The 21,846-nt window shown below is 56.3% G+C and carries 21 protein-coding genes and 1 tRNA gene; 7 read left to right on the top strand and 15 right to left on the bottom strand.

Annotated features, from left to right (window positions below):
* Positions 1 to 123: 123 nt before the first annotated feature.
* Entirely contained in the window at positions 124 to 807 is a 684-nt protein-coding gene (locus tag GRI41_RS00445) for a queuosine precursor transporter (protein WP_160602706.1), read from the top strand.
* Between the two features lie 204 nt (positions 808 to 1,011).
* Here the strand turns inward: GRI41_RS00445 and GRI41_RS00440 are convergent, their stop codons facing one another.
* From GRI41_RS00440 to GRI41_RS00430, 3 genes are read right to left on the bottom strand one after another with little or no spacing between them, the layout of a single operon-like run.
* On the bottom strand, positions 1,012 to 2,085 hold the full coding sequence (locus GRI41_RS00440) for a hypothetical protein (protein WP_160602705.1): 1,074 nt from the start codon (positions 2,083 to 2,085) through the stop codon (positions 1,012 to 1,014).
* Positions 2,069 to 2,890 carry a DUF1036 domain-containing protein gene (locus GRI41_RS00435; protein ID WP_160602704.1) on the bottom strand — a complete coding sequence of 274 codons (822 nt, stop codon included), beginning with the start codon at positions 2,888 to 2,890 and terminating at the stop codon, positions 2,069 to 2,071. Before GRI41_RS00435 ends, GRI41_RS00440 begins: the two co-directional genes overlap by 17 nt.
* Positions 2,887 to 5,229, bottom strand: a complete 2,343-nt coding sequence (locus tag GRI41_RS00430; protein WP_160602703.1) for an MAC/perforin domain-containing protein — start codon at positions 5,227 to 5,229, stop codon at positions 2,887 to 2,889. Before GRI41_RS00430 ends, GRI41_RS00435 begins: the two co-directional genes overlap by 4 nt.
* A 131-nt stretch (positions 5,230 to 5,360) precedes the next feature.
* Here GRI41_RS00430 and GRI41_RS00425 point away from each other — a divergent pair, with 131 nt between their 5' ends.
* Both GRI41_RS00425 and GRI41_RS00420 read left to right on the top strand, forming a co-directional pair.
* Positions 5,361 to 5,990 (top strand): response regulator, encoded by a 630-nt coding sequence (locus GRI41_RS00425; protein WP_160602702.1) that lies wholly within the window; start codon positions 5,361 to 5,363, stop codon positions 5,988 to 5,990.
* Positions 5,991 to 6,134: 144 nt separating this feature from the next.
* Positions 6,135 to 8,084: a sensor histidine kinase gene (locus GRI41_RS00420; protein ID WP_160602701.1), complete on the top strand. Its 1,950-nt coding sequence runs from the start codon at positions 6,135 to 6,137 to the stop codon at positions 8,082 to 8,084.
* Between the two features lie 773 nt (positions 8,085 to 8,857).
* Here the strand turns inward: GRI41_RS00420 and GRI41_RS00415 are convergent.
* Positions 8,858 to 9,544, bottom strand: coding sequence for a LamG domain-containing protein (locus tag GRI41_RS00415; RefSeq protein WP_160602700.1), 687 nt, complete (start codon positions 9,542 to 9,544; stop codon positions 8,858 to 8,860).
* Positions 9,545 to 9,939: 395 nt separating this feature from the next.
* Here GRI41_RS00415 and GRI41_RS00410 point away from each other — a divergent pair, with 395 nt between their 5' ends.
* Genes GRI41_RS00410 through GRI41_RS00400 form a run of 3 tightly spaced genes read left to right on the top strand, consistent with a single transcriptional unit; the run spans position 9,940 to position 12,285 of the window.
* On the top strand, positions 9,940 to 10,185 hold the full coding sequence (locus tag GRI41_RS00410) for a DUF3489 domain-containing protein (RefSeq protein ID WP_160602699.1): 246 nt from the start codon (positions 9,940 to 9,942) through the stop codon (positions 10,183 to 10,185).
* Positions 10,185 to 10,631: a DUF2924 domain-containing protein gene (locus tag GRI41_RS00405; protein WP_160602698.1), complete on the top strand. Its 447-nt coding sequence runs from the start codon at positions 10,185 to 10,187 to the stop codon at positions 10,629 to 10,631. Before GRI41_RS00410 ends, GRI41_RS00405 begins: the two co-directional genes overlap by 1 nt.
* A complete protein-coding gene (locus GRI41_RS00400) occupies positions 10,624 to 12,285 on the top strand; it encodes a recombinase family protein (protein ID WP_202388621.1) in 1,662 nt (553 codons plus the stop codon). Before GRI41_RS00405 ends, GRI41_RS00400 begins: the two co-directional genes overlap by 8 nt.
* A 194-nt stretch (positions 12,286 to 12,479) precedes the next feature.
* Here GRI41_RS00400 and GRI41_RS00395 read toward each other — a convergent pair.
* A tRNA-Ser gene (locus tag GRI41_RS00395) sits at positions 12,480 to 12,558 on the bottom strand.
* A 144-nt stretch (positions 12,559 to 12,702) separates the two neighbouring features.
* On the opposite strand from GRI41_RS00395, the gene GRI41_RS00390 reads away from it, so the two are divergent.
* The gene (locus GRI41_RS00390) at positions 12,703 to 13,881 is read left to right on the top strand and encodes a tyrosine-type recombinase/integrase (protein ID WP_160602697.1); all 1,179 of its coding nucleotides are present in this window, start codon (positions 12,703 to 12,705) and stop codon (positions 13,879 to 13,881) included.
* Here GRI41_RS00390 and GRI41_RS00385 read toward each other — a convergent pair.
* The 10 genes from GRI41_RS00385 to GRI41_RS00340 form a co-directional block, all read right to left on the bottom strand.
* Entirely contained in the window at positions 13,878 to 14,666 is a 789-nt protein-coding gene (locus GRI41_RS00385; RefSeq protein WP_160602696.1) for a hypothetical protein, read from the bottom strand. The genes GRI41_RS00390 and GRI41_RS00385 overlap by 4 nt on opposite strands.
* Positions 14,666 to 15,034, bottom strand: coding sequence for a DUF3768 domain-containing protein (locus GRI41_RS00380; protein WP_160602695.1), 369 nt, complete (start codon positions 15,032 to 15,034; stop codon positions 14,666 to 14,668). Before GRI41_RS00380 ends, GRI41_RS00385 begins: the two co-directional genes overlap by 1 nt.
* Positions 15,035 to 15,084: 50 nt before the next feature.
* Positions 15,085 to 15,666, bottom strand: coding sequence for a tyrosine-type recombinase/integrase (locus GRI41_RS00375; protein WP_160602694.1), 582 nt, complete (start codon positions 15,664 to 15,666; stop codon positions 15,085 to 15,087).
* Between the two features lie 345 nt (positions 15,667 to 16,011).
* Entirely contained in the window at positions 16,012 to 16,275 is a 264-nt protein-coding gene (locus tag GRI41_RS00370) for an SH2 domain-containing protein (RefSeq protein ID WP_160602693.1), read from the bottom strand.
* Positions 16,276 to 16,578: 303 nt separating this feature from the next.
* Positions 16,579 to 16,725, bottom strand: coding sequence for a cbb3-type cytochrome oxidase assembly protein CcoS (ccoS, locus tag GRI41_RS00365; protein WP_160602692.1), 147 nt, complete (start codon positions 16,723 to 16,725; stop codon positions 16,579 to 16,581).
* Entirely contained in the window at positions 16,722 to 18,845 is a 2,124-nt protein-coding gene (locus GRI41_RS00360; protein ID WP_160602691.1) for a heavy metal translocating P-type ATPase, read from the bottom strand. The genes ccoS and GRI41_RS00360 overlap by 4 nt, the downstream gene beginning before the upstream one ends.
* Positions 18,842 to 19,288 carry a FixH family protein gene (locus GRI41_RS00355; RefSeq protein WP_160602690.1) on the bottom strand — a complete coding sequence of 149 codons (447 nt, stop codon included), beginning with the start codon at positions 19,286 to 19,288 and terminating at the stop codon, positions 18,842 to 18,844. Before GRI41_RS00355 ends, GRI41_RS00360 begins: the two co-directional genes overlap by 4 nt.
* Complete coding sequence (gene ccoG / locus GRI41_RS00350) at positions 19,288 to 20,772, bottom strand: cytochrome c oxidase accessory protein CcoG (RefSeq protein WP_160602689.1); 1,485 nt, start codon at positions 20,770 to 20,772, stop codon at positions 19,288 to 19,290. The genes GRI41_RS00355 and ccoG overlap by 1 nt, the downstream gene beginning before the upstream one ends.
* On the bottom strand, positions 20,759 to 21,700 hold the full coding sequence (gene ccoP, locus GRI41_RS00345) for a cytochrome-c oxidase, cbb3-type subunit III (protein WP_235901009.1): 942 nt from the start codon (positions 21,698 to 21,700) through the stop codon (positions 20,759 to 20,761). Before ccoP ends, ccoG begins: the two co-directional genes overlap by 14 nt.
* Positions 21,687 to 21,845 (bottom strand): cbb3-type cytochrome c oxidase subunit 3, encoded by a 159-nt coding sequence (locus tag GRI41_RS00340; protein ID WP_407985504.1) that lies wholly within the window; start codon positions 21,843 to 21,845, stop codon positions 21,687 to 21,689. Before GRI41_RS00340 ends, ccoP begins: the two co-directional genes overlap by 14 nt.
* Position 21,846: the final 1 nt, after the last annotated feature.

Here is a 21,846-nt window from a genome sequence, read left to right as displayed (position 1 = left end):
GGCCCCTCGCCCGATTCTTCGGCGAAAGCCTTCGCCTTTTGCGGCTCGCCAGTCAAACCCGCTACCCACAGCCCTTGTCGTCACCGGCTTTTCTTTTGCGCGCGGAGACAATAGTCACTGCCCATGACAGACTCGCAATCCGCGCCAAATGGCAGCGCCCCAATCACCCGTGCTTTGCTCTTTATGCTGCTGCTCTATGGCGGTTCGACCGTTGTTGCGGGGGTGCTCGCCTATAAGCAGGTGCAACTATGGCCGAGCAATCTGGCGGTAGAAGCAGGCATATTCGCGTTCCTGATCCTGGTGGTGATTTCGAGCACGGTTGCGCAGCTTTACGGGCAGAAACTGGCCAACAGAATTGTCTGGTGGGGGTTTATCCCACTGGGCGTTTCGTCGCTTTTGATGACGCTGGTCCTCTCGCTGCCCGCTTCGCCGGAAATGGTGCAGTTCCGCCCTGACGATCTCGCTGCATTTCAAAAAGTCCACGCGCAATTGTGGCGTGTGTGGCTGGCCGGCCCCGCGGCCTATCTCGTTTCGCTCCTGCTCAATGTCTGGATATTTTCCAAACTGCGCGGAGACGGTGAAGGCGGAACGATCAGCCTGATGGTGCGCGGCGCAATCGCCTCTGCGCTGAGCCAGGCGATCGATTCGGTGATCTTCATTACACTGGCATTCTATGGCGAGTTTGAAATCAGAGACCTTCTGATCGGACAGATGCTCGCCAAAGTGGTGCTGTCATTTGTGCTGGTACCATTCCTGATCACCGGCTTCGTCCAGTTCGCCAAATGGCTCGATCGCGAACAGGCTTAGCTGCTCTCGCGGTTCTGAACATGTCGTTGAAAAGGTGGTGAATGGCGCAGTCACCACTTAACCCGTCAACGGGTCGAGAGGAGACTGTCTGCTATAGGGTTGACGCGATCAAGAAGTCTTCGTGCTGCCTTCACGCCAATACTGCCTTGGTGTGATCTTCGAGGCAGCCAATTTGGAGGTGCATTCCGGGCTGGCTTTGCCAGATCATTCGCATGGTGAGCTAGTCCACCGATCTTCGTCTGGCCCGCGCCGACACTTCTGCGAAAGGTAAAGGCGCTCAAGATACCATTGATCATCATTAAACCGGACAAGGCCTGTCCAACGTTGCCCCTTGATTGAGTCATTCGGCAAGTCAAAAACGGTAATTGTCGCAGAAACCATATGCTCACCACTGAACTCTTCTGCCACATTTCTGGTACGGTGCGCGCGAAAGGTGACTGCGGGTTGGCCCTCCGCCGAGGCTAGATGATCACCAGCATAAATTGACATCAGCTCGAAAATCGAAGGCGCATTTGCCCGCCTCCACGCCTCATGCTGAATCTCTCGCCAAGTCGGATGTTCCTGCGCCGTCTCGGCTTTTTTGAAAGCATCAATCGACATTTCGAGCGTGATTTCGCCGGTGAACGCCTGACGATGCTGAAAGTAAGCGAATTCGGGCATGATGAACTCCGGCACGCCCGGTACCACCCTGCGGTCAGTACCATACACCGCAAAAAACCCGGTATCGATAGTTAGGGTCATTGAACCATCGCCGAACTTCGTAACGCGGATGCCCTTTTCGATATGCGTACTCGGCACGCTCGCCTCGAACCTCCAGTCTTCGCTGTTCAGTTCCAGGATCGGAAAACCGCTTGAGCCGACGAAACTTATCCGGTTCTGTATCTCATCTGCGGACATGTACGAATTGATTTCGTCGTCGAAGCCAACGGTCAGTTCAAATCCGCCGCCATACACTCGGAGGTATTGAGGCAATGGCGCATAGGGACTGTCGCTGAACTCCGACTCCAAGCCGAGAAATGTCACTCGCCAGGGATCAGATCCCAGATCAGTCAACCAATCGACCGCGACACTTTCCATTTCGCGTTTATATTCGTCGCTGGGTTCACGGCCATCGTGTGGTTTAATCGTGTAGGTGCGGATAGATTCAATCACATCAATCGGAACGTCGATCCTGTTTAGTACTGGAGGCGACACTGATGCCGATGCCGTAGTAGCAAAAGCGAGAAGTAGGCCGAACGAGGCCATTTTTACCGGCCTCCGGTCAGTCGGAGAAAGCATGGCGAACTTCTCCTGCAAAAGCTTCAACGCGGGTCGTTGGCATCATCCTGTAGCCATTCTTTGTGCAAGCACTGCTATCGTCGGCTAAAGGCTGCTCGTAGTTCCCAAATCCCCACACGCAAATTTGTTTGCCTCGACCGGGGATGAGCGCACCGCGATGACCGCCAAACACATACAGCTCGCCGCGATATCCGTAATGATCGTAGCTGGTTGGCAGAGCGAACGTTTCACATTCGCCGCGTGCCAAGATCCAATGTCCTTTTGACCGCCAATTGGGAGTATAACGGCCGCGCCGGTCCCAATAGGCATAGCCAACCGACAGTTTCGGGGCGCTGGTATTGTTGCAGAGAGTTAGCGACGCGGGCTGCATATCCGCTTCAGATGGCATCAGGCCGCTATGCACGCCGCAGTGCATGTTGGATTCGACTGCATAGTCCAGTCCGCGATGGGTGTGGATCTTCAGTGTGTCGTGCATCAAAAGGCATGCTTGTGCCGGATCAATCCGCTTGCGACCGCCGCCACGCGATACCGGCCCAGTTTCTGTCGCCTGTTCGCACCACCACTGCGCGGCACCCTGATAGTATTTCGCGCGCCATGACAGCCCGCGCCCGCTGGGGTTGTGTTTGGCATTGCAATATGCGGTGAGGTTCATCGGCTTCCCGGCTGCCCTTGCTTCCGGAATGTCGAACGCAACTGAGAGAAAGACCGCCAAGATGGCCGATCCGATAATCGCCTTTATCGTGTTTGGCACAGCTCGCTCCCTGGAATATTGCGATGGCGTAATGCTCGGGCAACGCCAGATCATTTGACCCGCTCGATCCGGGTGTTCACGTGCAGACGGGCATGCTTGCCGCTGGGGTGGGGCAAATCCCATTCGCGTGTGTAGTAGTCACCCACCTTGCTGTCGGCCCTTGCAGGGATGAGCAGGTTCGGAGAATTCGCATTGATGGTGTCGTCAGGGTTGAGCCCTCCGTCGACCTCGGCAATTTCGGCGCGATAGCGGAACACATATTTCCGGATTTCCGCCACTGTCCCGCGCACGATCAGATAATCGTTATGCGGCCGCATCTTGCGTATGTTGTGCTGCACACGATTGTCATTCATGCAGCCGATTTCACGGGTGACACCGTTGATGGCATGGAATGGATAGACCGCGTTCGTCTGTTCATGACCTGCTGGTTGCTGGATCGACTGAAGCTTGATCCATCCGCGCAGCTGGGCTTTCGGGATAGGGCTGCGGCCTATGGGGTTTATCGAGATGATGTCGTCGCCTGCAAAAGTGCAGCGCAGCCAGCGCGAATGGATGCGCCAGGTCTGGATTTCCGGCTCGTATCTCGCAGTGCTCGTCTTGTTGGCGTGCTCGCGCAAATAGGCTTCGGTTGCCACCTTCAATTCCGAGCGCGCTGTGGTGTATATTCTGGGCTCGTTCGGGAAGTAGAGCGGGCTCAGCAGTTCATATAGCGGACGCAGGTCTGCCAGGATTGGCGACGGAGTTCCCGTTTGATGACCGCCTTCACCGAAACTTCCCGTTCCACCAACAGCAGAGAAGTCCTTAAAACTCGCCTGGTTGAATTCTTCGATGCTCTTTCGGTTCTCGGTGTAGACGTTGGACTGGCTGCTTACTCCGAACCCAACCAGCGAAAAACCTGATTTGGTGCTGACATTCTCACCGTTTGCCTGCCATTCATTGATCGTCTCACTGTCAAACCCCGTTTCCATCCGTGCGGCAGAACCGTAGGTTATAGCATAGGGGTAGTGTGTCCCGAATTTTCGGATCAGTTCATCGTAGCGCCCGAGCCGCATCGCATCATCGATGGCAGCGATAAAATCCTTCGATAGCGTTGCGAAGGGTCGATCGAGCGTCAGGGAGTAGAGCTTGTGCCGGGCAAAACCGATATCACGCATCTGGGCGGTCCCGTATTTTGCGCCAGTTGTTCTTTCTGTTGCGTAGTTGGCGCCTGCAGAGGCACTCCCCAGATCTTCCAAGGCTTTCCCGTCATCGCCCAGCGTCTTGAAGCCAATGTTTACCCCGATTGAGGTGGAAACGACCTGCTGGTATTCCCGCTGGCTGGAAGTCATCGTGCTGGACGCGACCGTGCCCGAATAGTTTTCGGGATGGAGCTTCAGTCCCAATGGAACCGTGCGTTTCTCCGAAATGTAGTAATCTTGGGGATTAGCAGCCGCGAACACCTCTGCCCGTTCATCTGCCAGCAGATTGAACATGTTCATCGTCACAATGTCGTAGCCGCGTCTATTCGCTGTCAGATTGTCGAGGTTGAACCCAACCGCGAATACATCTGCAGCGCTGGTATCTTGCGCCTCGGTCACTGTCGGCTGCGGCCTGCGAAAATTGATCGAGACAAAGCGTAGCCTGATCCTTCCAAAGCGGTCGGTGCTCGCTTCGAAAACCATCGGCGCACCACCACCGCTGTTGTAAGTTTTGACCGGGCCGCCCGGCGTGAAAAGCCGCAGCAATGATATGCCGTCAGTGCTGCGCAATATGTTCGGCTCGTCGTCATGCATGGCCGAGCGAACGGCCAAGGTCTGCCCGTCATCAGAAGCCTTCACATGGAGGATCAAGGGCGTGGTGTAGTTGCCGTGGGTGAGCTCTGGTTTGAACCCCTGGTTCGGAAGACCCGAAAACAACTTTGGCGTGCTTGTTCGGTCGAATACGACCGGGGCATCCTGTATCCAGACCCCGTCGAGGCGGAGCCGGCAATCGTTCGCCAAGCCTTCATCGGTAACCGCTTCGTTCGGGTCTATTTCAACCGCAGCAAAGCGGCGGGCCGTTACGGGATCGGTTACCGTTGCTTGCCGTGCCCTGATGCGCTCGGCATTGTTGATGGTCCCGCCATCCAGGTTTTTAGGAGGGGCGCATCCCTTGAATGCCTCGGCTGGCGCACCAACAGGTGTGACCGGTTTGTCGCCGAGAAGCGGGCTGCCGCCAGCAACCGGACGCGTGAGAGCATCTTCGAGCGAACGCTGCTGATTGCCAGATTGCCCGCTTGCCGTGCTTGTAAACACAAGTGGCAAGAGTGCAGCGACAACGAGAATTCTGGATTTCAAAGTAACCTCCCTGTCACGAGAAACTGGGTTCTCGTTCCGACCAATTCGAGAACTTTGTCTCACAAGAAGGATGCGCAAAATATGGGTAGAGCACCCCATTTCGGTGGCTTTCTCTTTGCTGCTGGCTGAACATTGGTCTTCCGGACGAAATCTAGTAGACAATCGGCAACCGAACCGTGGGGGCCTGGGTGACTGACAATTGCGCTGACATGATGAAGACAGTCATTGTGGCTGACGATCATGTGCTCATCCGAAAGGCCAGCATCGAGATATTGGCCCGCATACCGAAGACCAAAGTGGTGGCCGAAGCGGTCGATGGTCTCGATGCGATCACGCAGGCTCGCAAATTCAAGCCTGATATGTTGGTCCTGGATGAAGCTATGCCGCTCGCGAAAGGCATTGAGGTGCTTGCAGAAGTGCAGCGGTGGTGCCCAGAGACTAGAATTGTCATGATGACGGGCCTGACGTCGCAGAACCTGCTCGCCGACTACATGGCGCAAAATGTCCACGGGATTTTGCTGAAAAGCTGCGATTCAGAGGAAATCCAGCGTTGTTTTGAAACAGTTCTGGCCGGACATAAATATGCCGCCGATGAAGTCCGGCGCATACTCAAAGAAGGCTTGGAGACTAAGAAATTGTCCGCGCGTGAGGGCGAGGTCTTGTCTTTGGTCGCAACCGGCGCGAGCAATGCCGAGATCGCCGAAAGGCTTGGGATAAGCATCAAAACTGTCGAAAAGCATCGCGCCAGCCTAATGGGCAAGCTCGGTGTGCGCTCCTTGGCGGAACTGCTCGCCTTCGCGCTACGCGAGGGATATCTGGATGCACAAAAACAACTCTAGACTGCTGCCGAAATATGGGGCGCACCACCCATCGACTTGCTGCCCGTTGCAGCGCAGGTTCTGCACATGCAAATAGTGCATAATCAGCGATTACAATCGCGCGCGACGCTTTACCGTTCAACCTTTTTGGTCGTGTGGCTTTGTATGGGCTTCTTGCCGGGTCTGGCCTTTGCCCAGTCACCCGCAAGCCCGGCGATGCCACCAGAAACTCAGGTTGGGCAAATATCCCCGGTCATACTGGGCGATGATCCGCTGCTCTATGCCACTGTCAGGGACAGTCTGCAGTATTACCGGGATCCGGAGCTTACCAAGAGCGTCCACGATATCGCCAGCGCTCCAGCGGATTTTCAGTCGCTGTCGTCGCGCCATGTCGACTTTGGCCTCACCAACGATCGTATTTGGCTGAAATGGGAAGCTACCAACACCAGAAGCAAACCCAACATTTTCCGTATCGATATGAAGCGACAGTATTTTACGGAACTTCGGTTGTTCGAGTTGGTCGAAGGAGGGGAGCCGCTTTTGCTGCTCGACCACGAGCAGGAGGATCCCTTTGCACAGCGAGACATTCCGAGCCGCTTCCTGCTTGCCGATATACCGTTTGAACCGGGCGAGACCAAAACATTCCTGATTGGTTTTCGCAGCAGCACGACGACATTTCTCCCTTTGGCTGTGGGTACAGTCGATGGGGTGACTGCCAATCATCAGGCTGAGCTAAGTGTCGATCTATTCCTTAACGGAATGCTGGTCGCAATGATCGTCTATTCACTTCTTTTGATGCCTGTCATCGGATGGCGGCTCGCAACCTCTTTTGCCGCCTACATCGGAGCGGGCGCATTTTATGTCATAGTTGCCGATGGCTACCCCATGCAGACGGTGTGGCCCGACGCAGCCTGGCTCAACGAGCCGATGAATCTTGCTTCCATGCTAAGTATGACCGCCCTCGGGCTCAACCTATGCCGGCAATTATTCCGGTTTGATGCCATTTCGCCCAATTTCGATCGTGCCTTGATCGCGCTCCTTGGGATTGCGGCATTGTGTGTTCCGCTCGCATTTGCCTTCATCGCTTACGAGGCATTTTTTGTTCCAGCTTATTTCTTGCCTCCGTTGGCAAATATTTTCGTTTGCCTGGCTGGTGTATTTGCTCTGCGTCATGGCCGGATTGGTGCGTTGCCATTCCTGCTTGGGGCGATGTTGGTATTTGCCTCGCTGGTCTATGCTACTGCGGCACATCTGATCCCAGGCGCTCTTGATCTCGATGCGACGCTTGATTTTGGGCACATCGCCTTGCTCGGCGAGTGCCTTGCCTTTGCGCTGGCGATCTTGCTTCGGTTCTTGTCACTGCGCCGCCAACGCGATGATGCTCTCGCGGCTGAACTCGAGGCCTCGCAAGAACAACTGAAGCTCAACGAGCGATTGGCTGCCAGCCAGCGCGATTTTGAAGAAGCGAAATCCCATGCAGAACAGGGGCAAAGGCAGCTTTCGGAAATGTCGCATGACATTCGCCAGCCTTTGATGGTTATCAAGGATGCATTGGCGCGGTTGGCACGCTTTGAGGGGGCAGAGGATAAGTCGCTGGGCAGTGTTGTGGGGTATCTGGAGGGAATAGCGCGCGCGCAGGGGCACGATGCGGATTCGGTGCGGCTTCCGGATGATGAAGGGTTTGAGCTGTTTCCCGTCGGAGTTTTGCTGGACAACATTGTGGAGCTCTATACCGACCAGGCGCACGACAAAGGTGTTTCTATCGCAGTACACGGGAGCGGCCTCCAGATCCGCAGCCATCCCATCTCGCTGATGCGTGTGCTGAGTAATCTGGTCGATAACGCTTTGTCACACGGCGAAGGAGACAAAATTCTGCTGGCAGCCCGAAAACGCAACGATGGTACGCGCATCGAGGTGTGGAACAATGGTAGGGGGCTCTCAGCCAACAAGCTTAGGCGGCTCAAAGCGCGCGGAGCGAAGGGAACGAACTCTCAAGGTTCGGGCCTCGGTTTGCATATTGTCGAGCGCATTTGTCAGGAACTGGGGCATTCCTTCGAATTCCGCTCGCAAGAAGACACGGGATCCGTCGCCTTTATCTGGCTGTCTGACGATTAGACTTGGTCAGGAAAAAGGCCGGCGGGCTAGATGCGCGTCGGCCTCTTTTGCCGATGCGTTGCTCGTTTGACTAACCCGAAGCGTTTGTTCTTCGCAATCAAGAGCTCGTGAAGAGGGCCTTAAACTTTCGACCAAGTCGTTTGAATAACCCCGGTCTCTGCTGAGGCAGCCCGCGGCGTGCCGCTGTCTGGGCGGCCAGTTGTGACCATTGGCGTGTGCTCGCCTGTCCAGAACCGACCGGAGCAGCTCCCAATCTTACAGCTCCCCGGGCCGCTGGCGTCGACGGGAAGTTGTTCGCGGCTGCCACATTAAGCGCTGTAGTCGAGGTTTTGCTGATCACCGGCTTGCCGCGCGTTCTTTGTTTGGCAGCCAGCGCCGCGCTCGCTTGTGGGGAAAGACGGTCGATGGTCATGCTGCTCAGAGCTACAACATTGTTGCTTGGTTTCCTGCGCAGCATGCTCGCTGCTGTGCGGTCTGATCTGGTAGCAGGTTTGAAGGTTACCTTGCGCGGCGGCTTGGCCGTTGGGGGATTTATGTAGCCCGGCTGGTTGCGATTGGTGTCGGGCCTTGTGCCATTCCCGGTTGCGGTGCTGCGCGTGTTCCCAGCACGCTGACCCGGTGCCCTTGCGGTGGTTTTTGGCCTTTCTTTCGAGGCGCTTGCCGCAGTTGCCTTAGGCTTGGGCTTTGCTTCTGCTTCAACCGTGACCGTGCTCATGGCCATTGCCGCGACAAGGGTAGTGAGAACTGTCTTGGTACTTGGTCTATAAGTCATGTCAGTTTCCTTCATTCTCAGTATTCGGTTCCGCATTCGCAAGTAGGAAATCTTCGCTTTGAAAGGCGCTGTGGCCGACCAGAAACCTCAGGTCGGGGTGCTCTTGCTCTTCATTGGAAAGCACATCGCGCATCCGCCAATTGGCGACCACATCCTGCGCAACCGGCAAACCCCACAAGCGCACCCCAGCCAGCGCGCCAAGAAACGGGTCATTCTCGCCATCGGATGAGCCGATGAACAGTCCGTCGGCCGATAGCGACTGAATTGTCACCGGCAGTATCGCGACCAGTGCGTTGTCGACGAGAACCTCGATCTGATTTCCGTAATCGATCAGCACCACGTGGTGCATCTTGCTGTCGGAAAAATCGAAAGGTGCCACTTCGAATGTTTCACCGGTCATGATGCCGATCCCGTCTCGATCTCGCAACATGGCTACCAGATAGCTTGCTCCCTCGGTTCCGGCATATGACAGGATAACCGGGTCAAACTGTGGGGCATCCGTCCAATCGGGCTGAACCCAGAACTCGATGGTTGCGCCACCTGAAAGATCAAGGCTTTCGTCGGCTGGGAAATTAAGCGTGGTCTGGCCGTCCAGTTCAAGCACGTCCGGAAGGTATTGGCTGTCTTGAGCCACGACCGGAAGCGCCAACAGCATTGCAGCCAGCAAAGATGTGATCGTTCGAAGCATAGTTCTGTTCCCTCTTGTGCATCGTCGATGCCATGGGTTGAATTATGCACGGGCTGACACACCTGAAACATGGGGGGCAGGCCCCATATTCTTGACCTCAGACTTTCTCGTCCATGAACCGAGACCCGGGCCAGCGGCGTCTGCTCTTGAATACCAGAATTGTGAGTCACGATGTCCGAAACTGGGGCGCAAAGTGGTCATAGATCGCGCAACTGGTCACGTTCTCACAGAGTACCGATAACTTCCTGCATTCCGACTGGACTTAGTCTGTAAGACAAGCATTGGTGTGATCAGAGGATCGCAGCCGCAACTCGGCTGTACCCCGACGCCTAGCGCGTAACGGGGCCTTGGGTGGTGGGGCGGCACGGTGCCGTCCGTGATACGGAGAACCACCCATGACCAAGAAAACGACAACGAAAGAAAGCGCGCCTAGAAAGAAGGCGGATTCCAAGATCAACAAGGTCATCGCGCTAATGCGCCGCAAGAACGGCGCGAGCCTCGAGGAGATGGTACAAGCAACTGCGTGGCTGCCGCATACCACCCACGCCGCGTTGAGCGGACTACGGAAAAGGGGGCGGGAAATTACCCGGACAAAGAGCGACGGAGTGTCGCGATACTCAATCGTGGGTGAATCGAAGTGATGCTCGCAGACCGCATCGCAACAATTGAAGCGATGTCGGCCAGGGAACGCAAGGTTGAGTGGAGGCGCCTGACAAAGTCGCCTCCACCTCCTGCGTTTGGTTCGGGCCTCCTGGCAAGAGCGCTGGCGTATCGCGAACAGGAAAAGGCGTTTGGCGGGCTTGCCAACGCAAATGTCAAACGGATCAGAATGATCGCAATGGAGGGCAGCGTTGGGACTTCTTCACCCAAGCGAAGTGTTCGACCCGGCACATGGCTGTCGCGAACATGGCATGGCGAAGTTCACCAGGTGATCGTAGTTGATGACGGCGTGGAGTATCGCGGCAAGCGTTACGCTTCACTGAGCGCGGTGGCTCGCAAGATCACCGGAGCGCGCTGGTCAGGCCCGCGCTTCTTCGGCCTCACCTCCCCGCGCCTGGAAACGTTGGGAGTGACCACCGATGGGTGAGCGCATCAAGCAGCTTCGCTGCGCAATATATACGCGAAAGTCGACCGACGAAGGGTTGGAGAAGGACTTTAACAGCCTCGACGCCCAGCGCGAGGCATGCGCAGCCTATATATTGAGCCAATCGTCCGAAGGCTGGGTGCAACTGGCTGATCACTACGACGATGGCGGATACTCGGGCGGTAGCATGGATCGCCCTGCCTTGCAGCAACTACTCGGGGATGTAGCAGCAGGCAGGGTAGATGTCGTGGTCGTCTACAAGATCGACCGCCTGACCCGCAGCCTCGCTGACTTCGCCAAGATCGTCGAGACCTTCGATGCTGCGGATTGCTCGTTTGTGAGTGTGACCCAGTCGTTTAACACGACAAGCTCGATGGGCAGGCTGACACTAAACGTGCTGCTTTCGTTTGCGCAGTTCGAACGCGAGGTCGCTGCCGAACGCATCCGTGACAAGATCGCTGCATCCAAGAAGCGCGGCATGTGGATGGGTGGGCCGGTTCCACTCGGCTACGAGGTGAGGGACCGCAAGCTTCTGGTGGTCCCCGAGGAAGCCGCAACCGTCCGCGACATCATGCAGCGCTACCTCAAGAGCGACGGCGTGCCATCGCTTGTCGAAGAGCTGGAACGCGACGGCGTAGTCAGTAAGCGAAGGCAGATGCGTGACGGGTCGGTAAAGGGCGGAACCCCGTTTCGGCGCGGTGCGCTCGCGCACCTACTGTCGAACCGCATCTACCTCGGGCTGATTACACACAAGGGCAAGGCATACGAAGGAGAACACGATGCGATCGTCGACCAGGAGCTGTTCGACCGCGTGCAGGCAAAGCTGGCACTCAACCAGGGAAGAGCACGTGGGACGGCAAATGCCTCACGCACCAGCATCCTGGTCGGGCGTGTCCATGACGATCATGGCAGGCCGATGACGCCGTGCCATACGCAGAACCATGGCAAGCATTATCGCTACTACGCTTCCATTCCGCGTGACGGATCAAAGCATGCTGCTGTTCGCTTTCCTGCACCCGATCTCGAGGGGGCGGTAGTCAAGGCAATAGGGAGCTTCCTCAGTGATCGGAATAGATTGTGGCTATCGTTTGGAGAGCTGCCGGATGCGGGTTTGCTGAATGCAGTTGCGGCAGCCGGCAGGCTTGCAAGCAAGCTTCGCTCGACAGAAGGAACTGCGCTCAAAAACAAGTTGGCCGAACTCGATCTACGGGTCACTGTCGGCGAGCGTTCAATAAATGCTATTCTCAATCTCGCCTGCCTTACCGGAACCAAAATCGAGGGAAAGGCGGGCTCGAACACGGTCGAGATCGACGTGCCAACCACGACAAGATCGCATGGTCATGAGAAGCGTCTTCGCCTCAATCCTCCGGCTCGAAGCAACGCCGCCCCAAACCAGGCGCTGGTCGATTTGCTCGGAAGAGCGTTCGAGGCTCGCGACACCTTGCTGGCAATGGACGACACCGACGTCGCGGCAATGCCAATCCGCCAGCGCAGGCACCTCGAGCGCACGGCGAAATTAAGTTACCTCGCGCCGGACATTGTAATCGCCATCCTCGATGGCTCGCAGCCGGCTCACCTCTCGGCCAGAAAACTGGTCCGAGCAGCCTCACTTCCGCTGGATTGGGCAGCGCAACGCGGGATGCTGCTGGCCAACTAACTCCGCATCACAATCCAATCGTAGGACACTTTTGGGACCGCAGAGACTGTTCGGCGCAAATCTCGTCGATATACAAGAGCAGAGATCGTGGAGAGACTGAGTGCCAGAGATGCGCGCGGCAAAGCCACGGAAAGACGGGCGAAAATTCGCACAGTCCGCGGACACGTCTTTTCCGTCGCAATTCTAAGACTGGGTGGTGAGCCCTGCTGGGTTCGAACCAGCGACCTACTGATTAAAAGTCAGTTTTTGACCATTTCCTATCGACTGCTACCCGTTGCTATACCTCCCTATAAACATCTGATTTAATTTGACTTAATAGGTTTTCGCATGCTGCATCAGATACTATGAGCTACCCCAAGTACCCATTTTCCGTGGTTGCTAGGTGGTTGCCAGATATTCGTTGTGGAGTTCAATCAAGTGAGAATCACCAAAAGGGCTGTTGATCAGCTTTCGCCCGTTTCGCAGAAGCCGGTCTTCTTGTGGGACGACCAGTTGCCGGGCTTTGGCGTAAAGTGTTTGCCAAGCGGCAAGAAGCGTTATCTTATTAAGTACCGATCTGATGGTGGGGGAAGATCAGCACGACAGCGTTGGTATATGCTCGGGACACATGGTCATATTACACCTGATCAAGCCCGGAAGTTGGCGGTACAGGCGCTGGCTTCGGTCGCGAGCGGCCAAGATTTACAATCAGTGCGAGATGTTCAAAGGAACGCTCCGACAATCGCTGCACTTTGGGACAGGTTTCAGGCCGAAATACTGATTCAAAGGAAGGTTCAAACAAAACGCGATTATACCAATCTGTGGCGCTTGCTCATCGAGCCAAAATTCGCCCACCATAGAGCTGACACGTTGTGCCGGAACGACATCGAGATTTGGCATAAAGGTTATGGCGCCACGCCTTATCAAGCAAATCGTGCATTAGCTCTTATGTCTCGCCTATTCGGGCTCGCAGAAAAATGGGGTATCCGCCAAGAAGGAAGCAACCCTTGCAAAGGGGTGGAAAGGTTCGTTGAAAAGGCAAGGGAACGATATCTGTCATCTGAGGAGTTGACGCGATTGGCCGTGACTTTGAACAAGATGACGCGCGCAAAAGAGATCTCGGAATCCGCAGCAAATGCAATACGGCTGCTCTTGCTAACAGGCGCGAGATTGAATGAGATGTTGGGAACTCGCACTGAATGGATTGATCTACGAAACCGTGTAATCGAGTTGCCCGAAAGCAAAACCGGTCCGAAGAAAATCTACCTTAGCCAACAAGCGGTTGATACGATTAATCAGCAACTCAAATCGGTTGGCGATTCAGCGGTCCTTTTTCCCGGCAATGGAAAGACAGGAAGAATGATCAATCTAAGGAAACCATGGCAAAAGGTCTGTGAGCAGATGGGGCTTACGAATGTCCGGATTCACGATTTACGGCACACTGCGGCGAGCATTGCTGCCAGGCAGGGGGCATCTCTCATAATGATCGGAAAGTTGCTCGGACACAGTCAAGCGCAAACAACCTTACGATATGCGCATATTGACCACGAACCCGCTCTGAACGCAGCCAATTCTATTGGCGCTTCGCTCGCAAAATTGTCGCCAGAAAGTAACTAGAGGTCGAGCGTCCAACGCCGATAGACGAAGCCATCTGAACCATCTGCCCGCTCCTTGAACTCCAAAGGTTCGCCAGACCGGTAAAGCGTATGCAAAGTTCTCGAAGGCTTCTGACGGCCGCGCTTTCCCCCACTTACATCCCAATTCGAGCAAGATATGTAAGCGCGATTTCTATCTCGACGCTTGGCCGAAAGAACCGCTCGCTTAGCCCGCAATGTGCCACCGTTACCCATCCTGTCATGCGTGGGATTCAGCACGATGTCTGCCGCCATAATCGCGGCCTTGGCACTAGGGCACATAAACTTCGGGTTGCGCCGTCCCTGAAGAATGTTAATCTCCCCGCAGATCAAACCGAGCAGCGTAAAATCGCCGAAGCCCGCGATTCGGGCCGGAAGCTGCAACCGAAGTTTGGCAGCTGCCTCGCAGTCTTTTGTAGGCACTTCGTGAGCCATGCCAAAGGCCTGCGAACCGAACCGATGCATATCTCCGCTCGGCGCGGTGATCATCCACAACGCGTGCTTCGTCGGATCACCTAGCGGCACGGCGCTTTCATGATGCACCTCCGCCACCACCGCCAAACTTTGACCGAGGGTTGTGAGGCTACGCGCTAAGTCCGTGAGTTGGCGGATGGTATCAAGCGCATAACCTGCAGTTACGAGCAGCCTGGGACGATAAAGCTGGATACAGCCAAGAATGATTTCGACCCGCCGTTCTGCCGATAGCTCCATGCGAAGGCCGTTCTTGGCAAATGACAGAGTGCCAATCTCAAGCGGTTCGCGCGCCATCAGTATTCTCGCGCTAGCATGACGGTCAGCACCCTTGTTGTGACGGAGGGGTCGGCCGGGTTCTCTGACCCGTATTTCAGGGATCGATCATAGTAGTCGATCTTCCAGAATAGCTTGTGGCCGCGATAGGTAATCGCTCCAAAGTCATGCTCCCCATATGGATCGTTCGACGGGTCAAATTTATCGAATTCCGACACCAGTAGGAGCACTTCCATCATCGCTCGACCTCCAAGCGCGATGATGCCTTCGGTCAGCATCAGCTGGCCATCCGCCGGCCTCTTGCGGAATGTGTCATTGAGCGTTCTGATTTCTTCGATACGGATTTGGTCTGGATTTTGGACACAACTGTCCTGTTCGCGGCTAGCCATAGCCTCGTCTCCTGTTGGTTAGATTGTTGGAAAGTGCGGTGAGGGAGTGATCAAAGCATGCTGATCAATTTACGCTGAGCGTCCCTATCGCCCATAATGTAGCGTTCTGTAGTCGTAAGAGCGCGGTGACCCGCTAGCTCCTGTACATCGCGCAATGAGCCGCCCGCCTTGCTGATTGCTCTTGCTGAGCGGGTGATGAAGGTTCTGCGCCCTGAATGCGATGACGCACCGATGATACCGAGTTCTGCATAAACCTCACTGAACCAGTTTACGATGCTCTGGCCCCTCATATGGCCTCCCCGCTCCGATACGATGATCGGACCATCGATCTGTCGATCAGAGTACCGATGATGGCTTCTGAGCGACTTTTTCAGGTCCGTATGCATCGGGATGCACCTTCCACTGCCATATTTTGCAATGGATTTCGTTATCGTCAGGTGATCGCTTATCTTGCCGCTTGAGGTAAGCACCATCGGCCAGGTTAGCCCGGCGATCTCACACGCCCTTAAACCCGCCTTGAAGCTTGCCTCTATCATGACACGATTGCGTGTCCCATGCCTGAGCGAGCCGACATGCGCCTGCAAACGGCGCAAATCGACCGGCTCCAGCATCCTTGCTGGTTGCCTTGTCATTGCCTTTTCCTGTGATTTTGGGGATTTCGCGCCCAATCGGCGCTGATTTGATAACTAGCACCATACGCAAAGCATGTCAATATATCTATATATTACAGCCATTTAGAGTCGCTTTTTCGGCGTTTAGCTCTAGGGTCTGGTGGCCCCGGTAAAGTCACTTGGCGCGCCAGAAAAACTCCGAAACGGCAAAACGTCTGCCTTTTCCCAGCGTTTGACCTGATTTACCCATCAGTTGGGCATTCCGTTGGGCCGTGGATTGAGACAGCGAAGTCGATTGTGAGGTGAAATGCGAGCCAGCAAGGTATATGCTGGCTCGCTCCGGTTTAGTGACCCGTTCAATTCACTTCACTCGACCAGATCGAAATCTGCATAATCGACATCCACTTCAGCTAGTGCGGACTCTAAGCGCTTTTCCATCTTACGTTTCGCATCCGCTTTGCCCGATACCCAAAGCGAACCTTTTGTGCTCGACCAATGTATTTGCACCTGTTTCCCACATCTGAGCATCTTGACCCCATTGGGCTGGTCTGACCAGATTCCAAAAATACCTTCATCTTCAAGCCAGTCTTTCAAGCATTTCTCTGTTCCGTCAAAAGTCAGAGTTGTCATGATTTTCTTCCTTGGTTTTTGCTAGGAAGGATCATTTACAGTGATAGCTCTGGTTGGATTCCAAAGTGAGGAGTAAGATATCAAAGGCTAAGGTGCAGACCGCCGAAAATGGCGGTAGATGGGCCGTTAGCTGACTGTCTGTTTCTCCGTCTCTTGATCTCGCAGTAGTCATTTGCCAGCTCACGAGTTGGTATGGGCTTCAGAATTTTGTGGGCGCAGCGCCGGATTATCCGAATACCGTCAACTTATCTCGGCTTGAAGTCGCTATTAGGAAACACAAGCCTAGGTCAGTCGGGAACAAGATCATTCTTCCTCATCATCTATCAGGATCCGATTTGCAGCGCCGTCAAGGTCTTCGAATTGACCATCGCGCATTGCCCAGAAGAACATCGCAAGGCCGAAAATGCCGAGGCCTAGTGCGACCGGGATCAGGAGAAGAAGCCCGTTCATTGGGCCGACCTCGAAAGACGTAGCGAGTTGGCCACGACAACAAGCGAGCTAACCGACATCGCAACGGCTGCTATCAACGGAGTCACCAATCCTGCCAGTGCGAGCGGAACGGCAAGCAAATTGTAACCGATGGCAAAGGCGAAGTTTTGACGCACGATCCGCATCGTAGCGCGCGCCACGCGGATGGCCAGTGCAACGGGCATCAAACGTTCACCGACGAACACCGCATCCGCTGCTTGTTGGCTAGCATCGCTGGCCGTGCCCGGTGCAATAGATGCATGCGCGGCGGCGAGCGCTGGACCGTCATTGAGGCCATCGCCGACCATCATTGGCATACGCCCTTCGCTTTTCATTCGCTCTATTTCGGCGAGCTTGTCCTGCGGCCCAACCGAACTCTTCGCATAAAGACCGAGTTCATCTGCGACCTGTGCGACGGACTGCGAATTGTCACCCGACAGGATCATTGAGTCGATATCGTATTGGTGGAGTTGGGCAATTGCTTCGCTGGCATCAGCGCGTAGCGGGTCGCTGAGCGCTATCCGTTTGCCTGTCTCGCCAATGCGCAGCTCGACTTCCATGCCCTCCCCCGCATTGGCCGGACGTCCGAGAAACACCGGGGTTCCCGCACATTCGCCAGCGATGCCCAAACCGGGCATTTCATGAACGTCATCAAGCACTGCGGGCGTGACACCCGCAGCAATCAGCGACTTGGCAATTCCTCGGCTCAGCGGATGGCGGCTGGTTTGCGCCAGAGCCAGCGCGATTGAGCGACGCGCTTCGCTGAGTTGAGCAATATCGACACGCGGTTCCCCCAAAGTCAGCGTTCCGGTCTTGTCGAAAATCGCAACATCCACCTCGGCGAGGCGCTCAAGTGCGCTACCATCTTTCACGAGTAGGCCGTGCTTTATCAGCGTGTTGCTCGCCACGACCTGTGCAGCGGGAACAGCAAGGCCCATCGCGCAGGGGCAGGTAATAATCAGCACCGCAATCGCAATCACCAGTGACTGATGCCACCCAGCCCCGGCAATCATCCAGCCGATAAAAGCGAGCGCGGCCAATGTGTGCACCGCTGGCGCATAGAGCCGCGAAGCGCGGTCGGCGATGCGGACATAGCGGCTACGCGACTGTCCCGCCTCGTCCATCAACCGCGCAATTTCGGCAATAGCGGTATCGTCTTGCACGGCGGTGACGCGCACATGGATCGGATCGAACAGGTTCATCGCCCCGGCATGGACAACGCTGCCCACCGTCACAGGGTCAGGCACGCTCTCGCCCGTCAGCATCGAGTTGTCGATTGAGCCTGTACCCTGTTCAACCACACCATCGGCCGCCAGCGCTTCGCCGGCGGCGACAATCATCATCATGCCGGGGCGGATATTCTCAACCTCGACCCTGCGGGTTGATCCGCCGGGTTGGAGAATGCTGGCGCTGCGGCCCATCCGGCCGAGCAATGCGCCAATGCCGTCGCGCGTACGGCCCCGCATCGTGGCATCGAGCGCGCGTCCGGCGAGCAAGAAGAACAACAACATCACCGCGCCGTCGAAATAGGCATGCCCGCCGCCGCTGAAGGTTTCATAGACGCTGAGCGCTGTCGCCAGCAATACGCCAATCGAAATCGGCACGTCCATATTGGTTCGGCGATAGCGCAGCGCCATCAGCGCGGAGGAAAAGAAGGGACGCCCCGAATAGGCGACCACAGGCAATGCAATTAGCGCCGACAGCCAATGAAACAGATCGCGTGTGACACCGCCCGCGCCGGACCAAACACTGACCGAGAGCAGCATGATGTTCATCATGCCGAAACCGGCCACGGCCAAAGCGCGGAGTAATTGCCGCGTCTCCTTGTCGTCTTGCGCCAGCGGGTTAGCGAGTACGGGCTGCGCTTCGAAACCGAGTTTTCGCAAGGCATCGACCAGTCGCTCGTCATCAAGCGCGGAATCGTGGCGCACGGCTACACGCTTGGCGGAGAAGTTCACCCGCGCTGCTTCAACGCCGTCCACCTCAGCAAGGCCGCGTTCGATCTTCGCGATACACCCGGCACAGCGCATGCCCGGCACGGTAAAACGCGTATCGACGGCAGTGTTGTCCGCGCCCTGGTCTATGGCGACCGAGGCATTCACGGGATCATCACCTCGTTCGCCCAGCGATCGTCGCCTGCTTCGACATAAAGGCGGGTAAGCCAACGTCCTTCCGCGAGAGGTTCCGGCGAACGCCACATTCCATCGCTCTCACGGACGAGTTCGAAAGCAGCCTGCTCAGGCTGCCCCAATGGACGCCTTATATCCACTCGCACTCTGGCAGTTGCCGGCACCGCCTGAGTCCGCACCGCCAGTCTGCCTTCCGCATCGCGCGAAGGCTCGATAGTCCAACCCAGCTTCTCCTGCTCGCGCGCCGCTTTGAGCCAGCCATTGAATTTCTGGCTCGCGACATAAGAGTTTTCGACCACTACCCCGCCAAAACCGCGCGTGGCCAAAGTTGCCATGAACAGATTCACCGCCACGACAATACCGAAACCGACCACCATTATGATCGCGAAGTGCCGTCCGGTAAATTTGCGTGTCATCAATTGTCTCCCGGCGCATCAAACTTCGTCGCAGCGCTGTCGGACTCACGCTGTTCGTCGAGTGTTGTGAGATCGAGCGTGAATTCCTGCGCTTCGGTACCTGCAGGTGCCATCACATAGACACGTGTGCTCAATGTCTGGTCGGCGGGCACTTCGAAGGTCTGGCTCGGCGCAGCATCATCGTTTGAGATAGTTTCGGTCCACATCCGCCCGCCCGGAAGACCGCTCAGCGCGACTTCCATCCGGCGCGGCTGGCTTTCCATATTGCGCAGCTTGATAGTGTAGGAATTGCGCACTGACCCATCGCTCATCAGCATGAAGGGCGGATTGCGGTCCGCAGCAACTGAAATATCGGCATGACTTCGCACCCCCAGCGCGAATAGCAGGCCAAGCCCTATCGCGCCCCAGATCAGAGTGTAGGCAAAAGTACGCGGCCGCATTAGCGCCTTCCATGCGGGTCTTGCAGGCTGGCCTGCCTGCTCGGCCTCACAGTCCTCGAGCGTAGCGTAATCGATCAAACCGCGCGGCCGACCGATATCGGCCATCACCTTGTCGCAGGCATCGATACACAGGGCACAAGTGATGCAGCCAATTTGCGGGCCTTCGCGGATATCGATTCCGGTCGGGCACACCTGCACGCATTGCATGCAGTCGATACAGTCGCCGAATTCGCCGGGGTTCTTTTGTGCTTTCTTGACGCTGCCGCGCGGTTCGCCGCGCCAGTCCTTATACGTCACCAGCAGCGACTTCTCGTCCATCATCGCTGTCTGGATGCGTGGCCACGGGCACATATAAACGCATACTTGCTCGCGCATAAAGCCGCCCAATACGACTGTGGTGAGGGTCAATATTGCAACGGTAATATAGGCAGCCATCGCCGCCTGCCCGGTCCAGAAATCCACTGTCAGTGTTGGCGCGTCAGCGAAATACATTATCCATGCGCCACCGGTCCAAAAACCGATGACAAGATAGATCATATATTTGAAGACACGGCGCGACAGCTTGGCGATGGTCCATGGCGCGGCCTCCATCCTGACACGCGCGTTGCGGTCACCATCGACGAAGCGGTCGACGTGCTGGAACAGATCGGTCCAGACGGTTTGCGGGCAGGCATAGCCGCACCATGCGCGGCCAACCGCACTGGTAACCAGAAACAATCCGATTCCGGCCATGATCAGCAGGCCAGCTACGAAATAGAATTCGTGCGGCCATATCTCAATATTGAACATGTAGAAGCGGCGATTGGCGAGATCGATTAGAACCGCCTGATCTGGTGCATAGGGTCCGCGATCCCAGCGGATCCACGGCGTTCCGTAGTAGATGCCAAGCGTGACCAGCATGACCAGCCATTTGAAACGCCGGAAAGGCCCATCGATCCGTTTGTTGTGAACGGTCTTGGCCGACTCGTAGAGCGGATCCGCCCGCTCGGTCTTCACCTTGGTAAAGGCGCTCCAGTCGTCAGGCCGATTGTTAGGGCTGTTCATCGACTTCGACCGCCGAATTTGCGGCCTCCACGAAGTCTTCGCCTCCCCCGAGCGAGTGAACATAAGCCGCGAGCATCTTGATGGTGACCGAGTCGAGCCGGCCTTCCCATTTGGGCATCATGCCTATGCGCGGACGCAATATCTGCTGGCGAACCTGTCCCCTGCTGTCACCATAAAGCCAGATTGCATCGGCGAGGTTTGGAGCGCCCTGCGCGCGATCTCCGGTGCCATCGACACCGTGGCATGACGCGCAATTGGTTTGATACAGTCCAGCACCGACCGCATTGGGCCGCGCCTTTCGGCTCAGCGACAGAACGTGATCGACAATTGCATCCGCCTGCGCATCATCGAAAACGCCCTCATAGGGCGGCATCGCGCTCATCCGCGTTGCATCATCACCCGGTTGACGGATGCCGTGGATCAGCGTGTATTCGATGGCCTTGATGTCGCCGCCCCATAGCCAGTCATCGTCGTTGAGGTTGGGATAGCCGAGCGTTTGACTGCCCGCCGCGCCTGAGCCGTGACACTGGACGCAATTGACCTTGAAGGCTGCGGCACCGCCAGCGACGGCTTTCTGCAACAGCTCGGCATCTTCCGGGATACGTTCAATCGGCGTGCCCGCAATTCGCTCGCGCACAGTTGCTCGTGCCTGATCCGCGAGGCTCATTTCCTCGGAGAGCTGCCCGCGGCTGGTCCAGCCAAGGACGCCCTCAGTGCCCTTCTCGATCAATGGCCATGCTGGGTAAAGGACCATATATACGACTGACCAAATGACCGTGAGGTAGAAGGTCCACAACCACCAGCGCGGCATCGGCGTATCGAGTTCCTCGATCCCGTCCCATTCGTGCCCCACGAACTCGGTGCCGGTCGGCTCGTCGATCCGCTTGGTGGCGGGTGTCTTCGTGTCGGATCCTTCATTCGCCATCATTGTCGTCCTTGAAAATCGAGTTGGCGGCGGACTGGTTGTGCTCGCGAGCACCCGGGCGAAATGGCCACGCAGCTAGTGCGAGATAGAGCACGACCATTACGGCCAGACCGTAACTGTCGGCGAAGTGGCGGAGTGTTTCGTACACG

This window comes from Pontixanthobacter aquaemixtae (assembly GCF_009827395.1).
GTDB lineage: Bacteria > Pseudomonadota > Alphaproteobacteria > Sphingomonadales > Sphingomonadaceae > Pontixanthobacter > Pontixanthobacter aquaemixtae.
Note: the sequence above shows the minus strand (reverse complement) of the source record. Positions and strands in the feature narration are given on the sequence as shown.

Excerpts from the sequence above, each read along its gene's own strand:
- GRI41_RS00445 (WP_160602706.1), top strand. The coding sequence starts at position 124 with ATGACAGACTCGCAATCCGCGCCAAATGGCAGCGCCCCAATCACCCGT.
- GRI41_RS00440 (WP_160602705.1), bottom strand. The coding sequence starts at position 2,085 with ATGCTTTCTCCGACTGACCGGAGGCCGGTAAAAATGGCCTCGTTCGGC.
- GRI41_RS00435 (WP_160602704.1), bottom strand. The coding sequence starts at position 2,890 with ATGATCTGGCGTTGCCCGAGCATTACGCCATCGCAATATTCCAGGGAG.
- GRI41_RS00425 (WP_160602702.1), top strand. The coding sequence starts at position 5,361 with ATGATGAAGACAGTCATTGTGGCTGACGATCATGTGCTCATCCGAAAG.
- GRI41_RS00420 (WP_160602701.1), top strand. The coding sequence starts at position 6,135 with ATGGGCTTCTTGCCGGGTCTGGCCTTTGCCCAGTCACCCGCAAGCCCG.
- GRI41_RS00415 (WP_160602700.1), bottom strand. The coding sequence starts at position 9,544 with ATGCTTCGAACGATCACATCTTTGCTGGCTGCAATGCTGTTGGCGCTT.
- GRI41_RS00410 (WP_160602699.1), top strand. The coding sequence starts at position 9,940 with ATGACCAAGAAAACGACAACGAAAGAAAGCGCGCCTAGAAAGAAGGCG.
- GRI41_RS00405 (WP_160602698.1), top strand. The coding sequence starts at position 10,185 with ATGCTCGCAGACCGCATCGCAACAATTGAAGCGATGTCGGCCAGGGAA.
- GRI41_RS00400 (WP_202388621.1), top strand. The coding sequence starts at position 10,624 with ATGGGTGAGCGCATCAAGCAGCTTCGCTGCGCAATATATACGCGAAAG.
- GRI41_RS00385 (WP_160602696.1), bottom strand. The coding sequence starts at position 14,666 with ATGGCGCGCGAACCGCTTGAGATTGGCACTCTGTCATTTGCCAAGAAC.
- GRI41_RS00380 (WP_160602695.1), bottom strand. The coding sequence starts at position 15,034 with ATGGCTAGCCGCGAACAGGACAGTTGTGTCCAAAATCCAGACCAAATC.
- GRI41_RS00375 (WP_160602694.1), bottom strand. The coding sequence starts at position 15,666 with ATGACAAGGCAACCAGCAAGGATGCTGGAGCCGGTCGATTTGCGCCGT.
- GRI41_RS00370 (WP_160602693.1), bottom strand. The coding sequence starts at position 16,275 with ATGACAACTCTGACTTTTGACGGAACAGAGAAATGCTTGAAAGACTGG.
- ccoS (WP_160602692.1), bottom strand. The coding sequence starts at position 16,725 with ATGAACGGGCTTCTTCTCCTGATCCCGGTCGCACTAGGCCTCGGCATT.
- GRI41_RS00355 (WP_160602690.1), bottom strand. The coding sequence starts at position 19,288 with ATGACACGCAAATTTACCGGACGGCACTTCGCGATCATAATGGTGGTC.
- ccoG (WP_160602689.1), bottom strand. The coding sequence starts at position 20,772 with ATGAACAGCCCTAACAATCGGCCTGACGACTGGAGCGCCTTTACCAAG.
- ccoP (WP_235901009.1), bottom strand. The coding sequence starts at position 21,700 with ATGATGGCGAATGAAGGATCCGACACGAAGACACCCGCCACCAAGCGG.